General features: G+C 68.9%; 12 protein-coding genes and 1 pseudogene. 9 read left to right on the top strand and 4 right to left on the bottom strand.

Annotation, left to right across the window (positions count from 1 at the left end):
• Both ctaD and ABH928_RS35520 read right to left on the bottom strand, forming a co-directional pair.
• A partial coding sequence (gene ctaD, locus ABH928_RS35525; protein WP_370072869.1) for a cytochrome c oxidase subunit I occupies positions 1-1,642 on the bottom strand: 1,642 nt, incomplete at its 3' end.
• A 255-nt stretch (positions 1,643-1,897) separates the two neighbouring features.
• Positions 1,898-2,407: a hypothetical protein gene (locus tag ABH928_RS35520; protein ID WP_370072868.1), complete on the bottom strand. Its 510-nt coding sequence runs from the start codon at positions 2,405-2,407 to the stop codon at positions 1,898-1,900.
• A gap of 158 nt (positions 2,408-2,565) precedes the next feature.
• On the opposite strand from ABH928_RS35520, the gene ABH928_RS35515 reads away from it, so the two are divergent.
• From ABH928_RS35515 to ABH928_RS35480, 8 genes and pseudogenes are all read left to right on the top strand, one after another.
• Positions 2,566-3,453, top strand: coding sequence for a nitrilase-related carbon-nitrogen hydrolase (locus tag ABH928_RS35515; RefSeq protein WP_370072867.1), 888 nt, complete (start codon positions 2,566-2,568; stop codon positions 3,451-3,453).
• A gap of 6 nt (positions 3,454-3,459) precedes the next feature.
• The gene (locus ABH928_RS35510) at positions 3,460-4,869 is read left to right on the top strand and encodes an aspartate aminotransferase family protein (RefSeq protein ID WP_370072871.1); all 1,410 of its coding nucleotides are present in this window, start codon (positions 3,460-3,462) and stop codon (positions 4,867-4,869) included.
• A complete protein-coding gene (gene hydA, locus ABH928_RS35505) occupies positions 4,866-6,272 on the top strand; it encodes a dihydropyrimidinase (RefSeq protein WP_370072866.1) in 1,407 nt (468 codons plus the stop codon). The genes ABH928_RS35510 and hydA overlap by 4 nt, the downstream gene beginning before the upstream one ends.
• A gap of 10 nt (positions 6,273-6,282) precedes the next feature.
• The gene (locus ABH928_RS35500) at positions 6,283-7,299 is read left to right on the top strand and encodes a TIGR03842 family LLM class F420-dependent oxidoreductase (RefSeq protein ID WP_370072865.1); all 1,017 of its coding nucleotides are present in this window, start codon (positions 6,283-6,285) and stop codon (positions 7,297-7,299) included.
• Between the two features lie 140 nt (positions 7,300-7,439).
• Positions 7,440-7,799 (top strand): annotated as a pseudogene (locus ABH928_RS35495) (hypothetical protein); the annotation flags it as partial.
• A gap of 481 nt (positions 7,800-8,280) precedes the next feature.
• Positions 8,281-8,985: a hypothetical protein gene (locus ABH928_RS35490; protein ID WP_370072864.1), complete on the top strand. Its 705-nt coding sequence runs from the start codon at positions 8,281-8,283 to the stop codon at positions 8,983-8,985.
• 13 nt (positions 8,986-8,998) lie between these two features.
• Positions 8,999-9,211 carry an MbtH family protein gene (locus ABH928_RS35485; RefSeq protein WP_370072863.1) on the top strand — a complete coding sequence of 71 codons (213 nt, stop codon included), beginning with the start codon at positions 8,999-9,001 and terminating at the stop codon, positions 9,209-9,211.
• A 253-nt stretch (positions 9,212-9,464) separates the two neighbouring features.
• On the top strand, positions 9,465-9,953 hold the full coding sequence (locus ABH928_RS35480; RefSeq protein ID WP_370072862.1) for a hypothetical protein: 489 nt from the start codon (positions 9,465-9,467) through the stop codon (positions 9,951-9,953).
• A 149-nt stretch (positions 9,954-10,102) separates the two neighbouring features.
• On the opposite strand, the gene ABH928_RS35475 is transcribed toward ABH928_RS35480, so the two are convergent.
• Entirely contained in the window at positions 10,103-10,333 is a 231-nt protein-coding gene (locus ABH928_RS35475) for a hypothetical protein (protein ID WP_370072870.1), read from the bottom strand.
• Positions 10,324-10,575: a hypothetical protein gene (locus ABH928_RS35470; RefSeq protein ID WP_370072861.1), complete on the bottom strand. Its 252-nt coding sequence runs from the start codon at positions 10,573-10,575 to the stop codon at positions 10,324-10,326. The genes ABH928_RS35475 and ABH928_RS35470 overlap by 10 nt, the downstream gene beginning before the upstream one ends.
• 351 nt (positions 10,576-10,926) lie before the next feature.
• Between ABH928_RS35470 and ABH928_RS35465 the strand changes: the two genes are divergently transcribed.
• Positions 10,927-12,603, top strand: coding sequence for a tyrosine-type recombinase/integrase (locus tag ABH928_RS35465; protein WP_370072860.1), 1,677 nt, complete (start codon positions 10,927-10,929; stop codon positions 12,601-12,603).
• Positions 12,604-12,606 lie beyond the last annotated feature (3 nt).

Raw genomic sequence — 12,606 nt, 5'->3', positions numbered from 1 at the left:
TCGCCGGGTGGTGCAGTTCGAAGGCGGGGGACTCGGAGCGGATGCGGGGCAGCGTGAGGAAGTTGTGCCGCGGCGGCGGGCAGGAGGTCGCCCACTCGAGCGAGCGGCCGTAGCCCCAGGGGTCGTCGACCTCGACCTTCTCGCCGTACTGGGCGGTCTTCCAGACGTTGTAGAGGAACGGCAGGAGCGACACGCCCAGGATGTAGGAGCCGATGGTCGAGATCACGTTGAGGGTGGTGAAGCCGTCCTGCGGCAGGTAGGTGGCGTAGCGGCGCGGCATGCCCTCGGCGCCCAGCCAGTGCTGGACCAGGAAGGTGGTGTGGAAGCCGATGAAGAGCAGCCAGAAGCAGATCTTGCCCAGACGCTCGTCGAGCATCTTGCCGGTCATCTTGGGCCACCAGAAGTGGAAGCCCGCGAACATCGCGAACACGACGGTGCCGAAGACCACGTAGTGGAAGTGGGCGACGACGAAGTACGAGTCCGAGGCATGGAAGTCGATCGGCGGGGAGGCGAGCAGAACACCCGTCAGACCACCGAAGACGAAGGTGACCAGGAAGCCGATGGTCCACAGCATCGGGGTCTCGAAGCTGAGCGAGCCCCGCCACATGGTGCCGATCCAGTTGAAGAACTTGACGCCGGTCGGCACTGCGATCAGGAACGTCATGAAGGCGAAGAACGGCAGCAGCACCGCGCCGGTGACGTACATGTGGTGGGCCCACACGGTCACGGACAGGCCGGCGATCGCGATGGTGGCCGCGATCAGCGACTGGTAACCGAACATCGGCTTGCGCGAGAAGACCGGCACGACCTCGGAGATGATGCCGAAGAACGGCAGCGCGATGATGTACACCTCTGGGTGCCCGAAGAACCAGAACAGGTGCTGCCACAGGATGGCACCACCGTTGGCCGGGTCGAAGACGTGCGCACCGAACTTGCGGTCGGCCTCCAGTGCCAGGAGCGAGGCGGCCAGGACCGGAAAGGCCAGCAGGACCAGGACAGCGGTCAGCAGGACGTTCCACACGAAGATCGGCATCCGGAACATGGTCATGCCCGGGGCGCGCATGCAGACGATGGTGGTGATGAAGTTCACCGAACCGAGGATGGTGCCGAAGCCGGAGAGCGCCAGACCCATGATCCACATGTCGCCGCCGATGCCCGGGCTGTGGATCGCGTCCGAGAGTGGCGAGTAGGCGAACCAGCCGAAGTCGGCTGCTCCCTCCGGGGTGAGGAACCCGCCGACCACGATCAGCGAGCCGAACAGGTAGAGCCAGTAGGCGAAGGCGTTGAGTCGGGGGAACGCGACGTCGGGGGCGCCGATCTGGAGCGGCATGATCCAGTTTGCGAAGCCGGCGAACAGCGGCGTGGCGAACATCAGCAGCATGATCGTGCCGTGGATCGTGAACGCCTGGTTGAACTGTTCGTTCGTCACCAGTGTGTTGTCGGGCTTGATCAGCTGGCTGCGGATCACCAGGGCCAGGACGCCGCCGACGAGAAAGAAGGCGAATGAGGTGATCATGTAGAGTGAGCCGATGGTCTTGTGGTCCGTGGTGGTCAGCCACTTGACGATGGCCTGGCCCGGGGCCGGCGGCTTGCGCTGCGCGGGGATCGCCTCGGTCGCGACGGTGGGTTCTGCGGCCTGCATTGTTCTCCTCGTGCGCGTCCCCGCACTGGTCGAGCGCCATGGGGCCCGTGGGTGCTGAGTGGCCGTCTGTCCGGTTTGGCCGGAACGTTAGTGACTCCCTGTCCAGCGCAAATGCGACACGCCGGACCGACGCCTGCCACGTAGCCAGTCGTGTGTACCGACTGCTCCGTCCGAGTGAGCTGCACCCCCGCTGATCCGCCCGGCCGGTGCCCGGCCGGGCGGATCAGCGGGGGTGCAGACACCAGCCCCAGGGCGTCACTCCGTCGGACTGTCGAGGGCCTCGTCGAGGGTGGCGGCGGCGATGAGCGAGAGGTGGGTGAGCCAGTTGAAGGCACTCACCTGTGCAGCGGGACTGACCCCGCCCCTCTCCATCGTCTGCAGGAACCCCTCGACAACGTTGAAGTCGAAGGTGTTCATCCGCCGACTGGCAAGGGCCGGATAGAGGTGGTCGCTCAGCATCGAGTCCAGGCTCCGCACCGAACCGGGAGAGAGGTCACGCTGGCCGGCCCTCCACTCCGTCACGTGCTCCTTGAAGCGCATGGCGCCGTATTTGCGGATGCGCTCGGCTTTGCCGGGGTTCTTTGCCGCGAGCTCCCGCTTCTCCCCGTAGATCTCCGTCAGGCGGGCGATGGCCTTCTCCTGGTTGGAGAACCCAGCCTCCTCGGTCTGCTGCCCCTGGGCGTTCCGGTACCTGATCGTGTAGTCGTGCGGGCACTTCGCCCACCGCGACTCGGGAAGTGTGCAGTCCTTGAAGAACTTGCCCATGCCGCGGGCCAGGGTCTTTGCTGACCACGGAGGGTGCGACACACCTCTGAGCTGGGAAGAAAACGCCAGAGCTGTGATATGCCCGACATATTGCCAAGAGGGTTCAGGGCGACCATGCTTCTACGCACGTAGAACGACGCTGAAGGCGAGGCCACAGGATGTCGGATTCCGTCAGCAGGTCATCGAACAGCAGCACCGGCGGCCCCTCCCGGGTGGTGCGGGCGGCGTTGGTGCAGACGCGGTGGACCGGGGACACCGCGTCCATGGTGGAGCTGCACGAGCGGTACGCGCGCGAGGCCGCCGCGCAGGGGGCGGAAGTGATCGGGTTTCAGGAGGTGTTCAACGCACCGTACTTCTGCCAGGTGCAGGAGCCCGAGCACTACCGGTGGGCCGAGGCCGTGCCGGACGGCCCGACGGTGAGTCGGATGCGGGAGCTGGCACGCGAGCTGAACATGGTGATGGTCGTCCCCGTCTACGAGGTCGAGCAGCCCGGCGTCTACTACAACACCGCCGCCGTGATCGACGCCGACGGCAGTTACCTCGGCAAGTACCGCAAACACCACATTCCGCAGGTCAAGGGCTTCTGGGAGAAGTACTACTTCAAGCCCGGCAACCTCGGCTGGCCCGTCTTCGACACGGCCGTCGGCAAGGTCGGCGTCTACATCTGCTACGACCGCCACTTCCCCGAGGGCTGGCGGGCGCTCGGGTTGGCCGGGGCGGAGATCGTCTACAACCCGTCCGCGACCAGCCGCGGCCTCTCCGCCTACCTGTGGCAGCTGGAGCAGCCGGCCGCGGCGGTGGCGAACGAGTACTTCGTGGCCGCCATCAACCGGGTCGGCGTCGAGGAGTACGGCGACAACGACTTCTACGGCACCAGCTACTTCGTGGACCCGCGTGGGCAGTTCGTCGGCGAGGTCGCGTCGGACAAGGAGGAGGAGCTGGTGGTCCGCGACCTCGACCTCGGGCTGATCGAGGAGGTCCGCCAACAGTGGGCCTTCTACCGCGACCGTCGCCCCGACGCCTACGGCCCGCTCGCGGAGGCATAAGTGACCATGACCTCGACGGGCGACGAGAAGTCGGGCGAGACGACGGGCGACGAGACGACGGGCGACCGGACGACGGGTGACGAGAAGTCGGTAACACAAAGCGCAGAGGGCACCTCACTGCTGGCCAGGCACCGGGCCGTGACCCCCTCCTGGCTCGCGCTCTACTACCGTGAGCCGCTGGAGCTGACCCACGGCGAGGGCCGTCACGTCCACGGCTCCGACGGCCGCCGCTACCTGGACTTCTTCGGCGGCATCCTGACCACCATGACCGCCCACGCGCTGCCCGAGGTCACCCGGGCGGTCGCGGACCAGGCCGGGCGGATCCTGCACAGCTCGACGCTCTACCTCTCCACGCCCATGGTGGAGTTGGCCGAGCAGATCGCCGAGCTGTCCGGCATTCCGGACGCCAAGGTCTTCTTCACCACCTCCGGCACCGAGGCCAACGACGCCGCGCTGCTGCTGGCGACCACCGCGCGCCGCTCCAACCAGGTGCTGGCGATGCGGAACAGCTACCACGGCCGCTCGTTCAGCACGGTCGGCATCACCGGCAACAGCGCCTGGTCGCCGACCAGCCTATCGCCGCTGCAGACGCTCTACGTCCACGGCTCGGTCCGCACCAGCGGGCCCTTCGCGCACTTGGACGACAAGCCGTTCATCGAGGCCTGCACGGCGGACCTCACGGACATGCTGGGCCAGGTCGGCGGCCCGGTGGCCGCCCTGATCGCCGAACCGATCCAGGGCGTCGGCGGGTTCACCCACGGCCCCGACGGGCTCTTCGCCGCGTTCAAGCGGGTGTTGGACCGGCACGGCATCCTGTGGATCAGCGACGAGGTGCAGACCGGCTGGGGCCGCACCGGCGACCACTTCTGGGGCTGGCAGGCCCACGCCGAGGCGGGACCGCCCGACGCGTTGACCTTCGCCAAGGGGCTGGGCAACGGCCTCTCCATCGGCGGCGTGGTCGGCCGGGCCGAACTGATGGACTGTCTGACCGCCAACTCCATCTCGACGTTCGGCGGCAGCCCGGTCACCACCGCCGGTGCGCTGGCCAATCTGCGCTACGCCCTTGACCACGACCTGCAGGGCAACGCCCGCCACGTCGGCGCGGTGCTGCGCGAGCGGATCGAGGCGGGCGCGAGGCAGCTGCCGATCGTCCGCGAGGTGCGCGGGCGGGGGCTGATGCTCGGCGTCGAACTCACAGGCCGCGACGGCGAACCGTCCGCAGAGGCCGCGTCGCTGGCCCTGGAGCATGCCCGAGACCTGGGCCTGTTGATCGGTAAGGGAGGCTCGCTGGGCAACACCCTGCGCCTCGCCCCGCCGCTCACGCTCACCCGCGACGAGGCGGAGCACGGTGCGGAACTCCTGGTCCAGGCCCTGGACCGGGCGCAGAAGGAGCTGTGGAAGGGGTCCTCCAAGTGAGCCAGGAACGCACCGTCATCCGCGGCGGGTTGGTGATCACCGCCGCCGACGAGGTCCACGCCGACGTGCTGGTCGAGGGCGAGCGCGTGGTCGCCCTCGCGGCCACCGCGAGCCCCGCCGCGCAGGCCTGGGACGCCGAGCGCGTCATCGACGCCACCGACTGCTACGTGATCCCGGGCGGCGTCGACGCGCACACGCACATGGAGCTGCCCTTCGGTGGCACCGCGGCCTCCGACACCTTCGAGACCGGCACCCGCGCCGCCGCCTTCGGCGGGACGACGACCATCGTCGACTTCGCGGTGCAGAGCGTCGGGCACAGCCTGCGTGAGGGGCTGGACGCCTGGCACGCCAAGGCCGAGGGGAAGTGCGCGATCGACTACGGCTTCCACATGATCATGTCCGACGTGACCCAGGGCGTGCTCAAGGAGATGGACGTCCTGGTCGAGGAGGGCGTCACCTCGTTCAAATTGTTCATGTCGTATCCCGGCGTGTTCTTTTCTAACGACGGAGACATTCTCCGAGCGATGCAGCGGTCCGCGAACAATGGCGGGCTGATCATGATGCACGCGGAGAACGGCATCGCGATCGACGTGCTGGTGGAGCAGGCGCTCGCCGCCGGGCACACCGACCCGCGCTACCACGGCGAGGTGCGGCGCGAGCTGCTGGAGGCCGAGGCGACGCACCGCGCGATCCAGTTGGCGCGGGTGGCGGGGGCGCCGCTGTACGTCGTGCACGTCTCTGCCGAGCAGGCGGTCGCGGAGATCGCGCAGGCCCGCGACCTGGGGCTGAACGTCTTCGGTGAGACCTGCCCGCAGTATCTCTTCCTCTCCACCGACAACCTGGCCGAACCGGACTTCGAGGGCGCCAAGTACGTCTGCTCGACGCCGTTGCGGCCCAAGGAGCACCAGGCCGCGCTCTGGCGCGGGCTGCGCACCAACGACCTCTCCGTCGTCTCCACCGACCACTGCCCGTTCTGCTTCGTCGGGCAGAAGGAGCTGGGCCGCGGGGACTTCTCGAAGATCCCCAACGGCCTGCCGGGCGTGGAGAACCGGATGGACCTGCTGCACCAGGCCGTCCTGGACGGCCACATCTCGCGGCGGCGCTGGATCGAGCTGGCCTGCGCGACGCCCGCCCGGATGTTCGGCCTCTACCCGCGCAAGGGCACCATCGCGCCCGGCGCGGACGCGGATGTCGTGATCTTCGATCCGCGCCGGCGCTACACCATGTCCGCGGCCACCCACCACATGAACGTCGACTACTCCGCCTACGAGGGCCGCCAGGTCACCGGGCAGGCGCGGACCGTGCTCTCGCGCGGCGCGGTCGTCGTCGACGGCGGCGAGTACCTCGGTCACGCCGGACACGGCACCTTCGTTCCCCGCGCCACGAGTTCGTACCTGCTCTGAAAGGCCCCGCATGGACATCGGCCTCGTGCTCCAGACCGACCCCCCGGCCCGTCTGCTCGTCGAGCGGATGCAACGGGCCGAGTCGGCCGGGTTCACCCACGGCTGGACCTTCGACTCCTGCGTGCTGTGGCAGGAGCCGTTCGTGATCTACAGCCAGATCCTCGCGCAGACCCAGCGGTTGACGGTCGGCCCGATGGTCACCAACCCCGTCACCCGCACCTGGGAGGTCACCGCCTCCCTGTTCGCCACGCTGAACGACATGTTCGGCAACCGCACCGTCTGCGGCATCGGCCGCGGCGACTCCGCCCAGCGGGTCGCCGGGCGCAAGCCGGCGACGCTGGAGCGGCTCTCGCGCGCCATGCACGTCATCAAGGAGCTCGCGGAGGGCCGCGAGGCCGAGGTCGACGGCACGGTGATGCGGATCCCCTGGATCGGCGGCGACCCGAAGCTGCCGATCTGGATGGGCGCCTACGGGCCGAAGGCCCTGGAGCTCACCGGCCGCCAGGCCGACGGGTTCATCCTCCAGTTGGCGGACCCGTTCCTGACGGAGTGGATGGTCAAGGCGGTGCGCCGCGCCGCTGAGGAGGCCGGGCGCGATCCAGCCTCCGTCACGGTCTGCGTCGCCGCCCCGGCGTACGTCACCGACGGCAGCGAGGAGCAGCTCGCGCACGCCCGCGAGCAGTGCCGCTGGTTCGGCGGCATGGTCGGCAACCACGTCGCCGACCTCGTCTCCCGGTACGGCGAGCACAGCGGCATGGTGCCCGACGCGCTCACCGACTACATCAAGGAGCGCCAAGGCTACGACTACTCCCACCACGGCCGCGCGGGCAACCCGGACACCGCGTTCGTCCCGGACGAGATCGTGGACCGCTTCTGCCTCATCGGCACGCCGCAGCAGCACCTGGAGAAGCTGGAGCACCTGCGATCCCTCGGCGTCGACCAGTTCGCAATCTACGCCATGCACGACGCCGTCGAACCGACCATCGACGCCTACGGCGAACACATCGTCCCCACCCTGAAAGGCTGACATTCAAGACACCTGAGGTGGTGCCGGGCGGGCTCCGGCACCATCCGTACCTCGCTCGGGCAGGACTAGCCTGCGCGCTTCACTTGCAGTGCTGTCCGGATGATGACCGGGAAAGCGAAAGTGCCTTCTCCGCTGGGATGATGAGGCTTGTCGAAGGTCTCTGTCAGCCCAGCGGGAAGGCACTGTCTACGTGCACACTACCGGGTCGCGTCGTCTCCGCCGACGGGCGCGGGGTGGTCAGCCACGCCGGATCGCGTCTGCTGGCCGATCTCGCCGATGCCACCGGTCTCACGAACGCGTTCGGTGATGCCCTGCGCCGGCTTCGTCCGCGCGGCACCGGCCACGACCCGGGCCGCATCGCGGTCGACCTGGCGGTGATGCTCGCCGACGGTGGCGAGGCGATCGCCGACCTGGCCCTGCTACGGGACCAGCCCGAGGTGTTCGGCTCGGTCTCCGCTCCTACCGCCTGGCGGCTGCTGGCCGGCATCGACCCGGCCGCCCCCTCTCTGTCACCCTTGGGTGAGACATCCCGCTTTGTCGGGTTAGCCTGAGAGGGCCCGAGTACGAGTTCCACCCCTGATGACCAGCACCAATCCGTCCGCAGTCGACCCGGCTCCCAGGCCGAAGCGCCGCACGTTCAGCCCCGGGTACAGCTGCGGATCGTGGCCGAGTACGACGCCGCGCCCGAGGGCGAGAAGGGTGCCGTGCTGCGCCGTGAGCGCCTGTACCACTCGCACGTCCCCGAGTGGCGGGCCGCGCGCGATGCCGGGGCCCTGGAGAACCTGGTCGACGCCGCACGAGCCCGGCCCGCCCGAAGAAGTCCGCCGCCGAGGCCGAGAACGAGAAGCTGCGCCGGCAGGTGGAACGGCTCGAGAAGGGGCTCGCCCGGGACAAGGCCGCGCTGGAGGTCCTGGGAAAAGCTTCGGCGCTCTTGGAAATGATCTCCGAGGGCGCGGACTGAAGCACGCCGCCGACCCGGTCATGGACGAGGCGTTCACCGGCCTTGAACACGAGCTGGGTATCGCGGCCGCGTGCCGGCTGACCGGACGCTCGCGGGCCACCCACTACCGCAGGCTGAAGCCACCGCCGGTGCGCGCGCCAAGAACGCCCAGGGTCCAGCCGGCGGAGCTGACGGCTGAAGAGCGTGACGCGGTACTGGAGTTGATGAACAGCGCCGAGTACGCCGAGCTGCCACCCGCACAGATCTGGGCCCGCGAGCTGGATACCGGGCGCTACCACTGCTCGGTCTCCACGATGTACCGGATCCTGCGTGAGCGGGGGCAGTCGGGCGAGCGTCGCCGCCAGGCCGTCCACCCGGCCAAGACGGTGCCCGAGCTGGTCGCCGACGGCCCCTCCCAGGTGTTCACGTGGAAGTTCGAGGACCGGATGGTGGCGCGTATGGACCGTAGTGGCCGGTGCGCCTTCTCCTGGTCCCGCTCAGCAGTGGCGGCGACTCGGCCATCGAGCCTTGGCACGCTCCGTCGCGGCCACCTTGGCACCATGGGCGACGTGGGTCAAGACCGACCGCAGATGGTGCGAAGTGCCTTGTTCAACCGGTGCGGGGCCGCAGTCAGACGGATAATCGGGGCCACGGCGTGCTCGGTGCGGCGGTTGTTTGACTCCGACTCGGCACCCTGGGCCATAGTGGGCCGCGGTGGGACCGGACGGTCCACATCATGCCCGTAGGAAGGACGACGTGATGACGAACCCGTTCGAGGACGCTGACGCGAACTACCTGGTCCTGGTCAACGACGAGGGCCAGCACTCGCTGTGGCCGGTCTTCATCGAGGTGCCGGCCGGCTGGACCTCGGTGTTCGGCGAGGCTGCGCGGCAGGAGTGCCTCGACTACATCGAGGCGAACTGGACCGACATGCGCCCCAAGAGCCTGATCGCTGCGATGGCCCAGAGCTGATCAGCCTACACCCCCGTCGGCACCCCCGAAGGCCGCTCCCCTCGTGGAAGCGGCCTTCGGGGGTGCCGCGACCGGGCGCCGGCTCCCTAACGGCATGAGGACACCAGAGAGGTAGCTCCCGTGGAGCGATGTGTGCTGAGAAGCGATTCCCAAAGCGGACGTAGCTTCAAGTTTTTGCTGCTCAGGCTTGTAGCCGTCGTCGGGTAGGCAGCTGGATCCGCTGTGTTCATGTTCGCTGGGTCGGAGGTGGCGGATGCCGTCGGTGGTGGGATTGCTGGAGGAGCGCGAACGGGCCGCATTGGCTCGGGCGGAGGAGCTTCGCATCGAGCTGGAGAGACTCCAGGCGGCGGTGGCTGAGGCCGAGGAGGCCGCGCGGCGTGCGGCCGTCGTGTGTGAGGAGGTCGTCGCGGCCTTGGCCGCGGCGCCGGCCGTGTCTGATGTCGAGGCGGTGGAGGTCGTGGGCAGCGCCGCACCCAGGGTCCAAGTTCCGCGGTGGCAGCCGGGGTTGGACCGTTCGGTGTTGTCGGGTGACTGCGCGGCGATCGTGGCGCTGGTCGAGGGTGACGCGGCTGGCAGTGGGGAAGGCGTGCGGGCCCGACGGATGCGTGATCATCTCGGCTGGCAGGCCAGTGATGCGCGGGAGCAGGCCGCTCGGTTCCGCGCCAAGCGGCTGGTGGAGTGCGGGTGGTTGAGGGAGGAGCGGCCGGGGTTGTTCAGGCCGCGGCGGGGGTGGGCCGGTTGAGACGCCGTTGTGCGGGAGTGCCCCGGCGGGCCAGGCGCCGGGTGGCGGGGATGCTCGCGGCCCACCAGGCCATCGCCTCGGCGCTGTCGGTGCGACTCTCGTAGTCGCGGGCCAGGCGGCGGGCCCGGACCAGGTGGGAGAAGCTGCGTTCAACGACCCAGCGGCGCGGCAGGGACGGTGAACCCGCGGGCGTCGTCGGGGCGTTTGACGATGGTCAAGGCCAGGGCGAGGACGGTGGAGGCGAAGTCGACGAGCCAGCCGGTGTATCCGCCGTCGGCCCAAACCAGGGTGATAGCTCGGTGGCGGGCGCACAGGCGCTGGAGCAGGTCGCGGCCGGCGTCGCGGTCGCTGACCGAGGCCGCGGTGACTATTACGACCAGCAGCAGACCGAGGGTGTCGACGGCGATGTGCCGCCTACGGCCCTTATCTTGAGCCTTTTCCCGGCGTCGAAACCGCGCGTAGCGGCGGGCACGGTGGCGTCACCCTTCACCGACTGCGAGTCGGTGATCGCGGCGGTGGGCTCTTCCTTCTTGCCGGCCAAGGCGCGCAGGCTTTTTCGCAGCCGGCCGTAGAGTTCCTTGATGAGGTCGTTGTCGCGCCAGCGGCGGAAGAACCGGTACACGGCCCGCCTATCAGTTACGTGGAATCACACGCCGCAGGAGCCATCTCGTATCCTGCGGCGTGCCCATGGGCTGAGGAGCTCATCGGCCGCGTTGGACAACGGTCGGCCTGCTGTTTGGGCCTGGCCGCTCGACCCCGCCTGCTACGACCGTCAAGCGCTCCTGACCGGCGCTGAACCGCAAGCGCTCAGGACCCTATCGCCCGCCGAGTCTTCGGCGAGGTCGCGGTCGAGGACGCCGTCGGGAAGGTCCTGACGGTCCTGGGCGACTGGGGCTACCAGCGCGGCCCGGACTGCCTCACCTCGGCCGTCTGCCAGATTCTGCTGCTGAACCGCAGTCCCCGGCTGGAGGACTTGTCGAGTTCGGCCCTGGCAGCGATCCGTGCGACGCCGGCCATGCAGGGCGGCCAGTGGACCAGCGATCTCCACGGGATCCATCGAGCCCTGGCCGCTCTCGGTCACGCTGAGCAGCCGCCGCGTCCCCGGCACGGACCCGGGCCCACGGCGATCGAGGGCGCCCCGGGCAGTTGGGCCGAGTGGGTGGAGCGCTGGCAGGCGACCTCGACGCTGACTCCGGGGGTCCGCGCCAGTTACCGAAGCGTCCTGGCGAAGATCGGCCGCTGGCTGGCCGCCGAGCACCCCGAGGTCACGGCACCGGAGCACTGGACCCGCCAGACCTGCGCGTCCTGGGTCGCGGCGGTCGACCGCATGACGGTCGGCGACTTCTCGCAGTGGACCGCGGGCATGCGGTCCCAGGGCCGGATCGGGAAGCCGCTCACACCGGAGTCGAAGTCGGGCTACCTGAAGGTGCCCCGCGCGTTCTTCCGCGACCTGCACGAGTGGGAGTGGATACCGCTCCGCTTCAACCCGGCCCACGCGCTGAGGACTCCCGGCAGCGTCCGGGCCCTCATGGGTCCGGACCCCCGGGTGATCGCCGACGACATCTGGGCGAAGCTCTTGTGGGCCGGGCTGAACGTCGAGTCCGGTGACCTGCCGACCGCGGACGGTCGCACCTACCCGGCCGAGCTGATTCGGGCCATCACGCTGACCTGGCTCTTCGCCGGACAACGCAGCGACGAGATCGCCCGACTCCGGGTCGGCTGCATCCGCTGGCAGCACGATGGCCTGCCCATCCCCGGTGACTCCGGCGAGGTCCTGGCCCGCGACGCCGTTTGCCTGCTCGACGTCCCCACCCACAAGACCGGCACCGCGTTCACCAAGCCCGTCGACCCGCTGCTTGGGCATGCGATCGAGGCCTGGCAGGCGGTCCGCCCCGGTCAGCCCGCCATCCTCGACCCGAAGACCAACGAGCGCGCGGACTTCCTCTTCACTTTCCGCGCGCGCAGGGTCTCCAAGGACTACATCAACGGGACGATCATCCCGATGCTCTGCCGCAAGGCAGGTGTCCCCACCGCCGACGTCCGCGGCAACATCACCAGCCGCCGGGCCCGATCCGCCCTCGCCAGCCAGCTCTACAACGCCAAGGAGCCCATGACCCTGTTCGAGCTCCAGGAGTGGCTCGGCCACCGGACGCCCGAAGCCACGGCCCACTACGCGAAAATCACCCCGAACACGCTGGCCAGGGCCTACAACGACGCTGGCTACTTCGCCCGCAACGTCCGCACTGTCGAAGTGCTCGTCGACGGTGACGCAGTCGCTTCTGGGGCCGCCGCGAATGGCGAACCCTGGCAGTACTATGACCTCGGCCACGGCTGGTGCACCTACACATTCTTCGAGCAGTGCCAGCACCGCATGGCCTGCGCACGCTGCGACTTCTACACCCCGAAGGCCTCCAGCAAGGGCCAACTCCTGGAGGCCAAGGAGAACCTGCAGAAGATGCTCGCGGCCATCCCCCTGACGGACGACGAACGAGCTGCGGTGGACGATGGCCAAGCCGCCCTTGACCAGCTGCTGGAGCGACTCACCGACGTCCCTATTCCGGCCCGGCCGACTCCCCGGCAGATCGGTATCCCCGCGCAGGTCACTTTGCTGCCGGTCATTGAGATCAACCGGAAACCGACAGGGCAGTAGTCC

The sequence above is a fragment of the Streptacidiphilus sp. MAP5-3 genome (assembly GCF_041262505.1).
Classification (GTDB): domain Bacteria; phylum Actinomycetota; class Actinomycetes; order Streptomycetales; family Streptomycetaceae; genus Streptacidiphilus.
The sequence above is the reverse complement of the archived record's forward strand: the minus strand, read 5'-3'. Positions and strand labels throughout refer to the sequence as shown.

Excerpts from the sequence above, each read along its gene's own strand:
- ABH928_RS35520 (WP_370072868.1), bottom strand. The coding sequence starts at position 2,407 with ATGGGCAAGTTCTTCAAGGACTGCACACTTCCCGAGTCGCGGTGGGCG.
- ABH928_RS35515 (WP_370072867.1), top strand. The coding sequence starts at position 2,566 with ATGTCGGATTCCGTCAGCAGGTCATCGAACAGCAGCACCGGCGGCCCC.
- ABH928_RS35510 (WP_370072871.1), top strand. The coding sequence starts at position 3,460 with ATGACCTCGACGGGCGACGAGAAGTCGGGCGAGACGACGGGCGACGAG.
- ABH928_RS35500 (WP_370072865.1), top strand. The coding sequence starts at position 6,283 with ATGGACATCGGCCTCGTGCTCCAGACCGACCCCCCGGCCCGTCTGCTC.
- ABH928_RS35490 (WP_370072864.1), top strand. The coding sequence starts at position 8,281 with ATGGACGAGGCGTTCACCGGCCTTGAACACGAGCTGGGTATCGCGGCC.
- ABH928_RS35485 (WP_370072863.1), top strand. The coding sequence starts at position 8,999 with ATGACGAACCCGTTCGAGGACGCTGACGCGAACTACCTGGTCCTGGTC.
- ABH928_RS35480 (WP_370072862.1), top strand. The coding sequence starts at position 9,465 with ATGCCGTCGGTGGTGGGATTGCTGGAGGAGCGCGAACGGGCCGCATTG.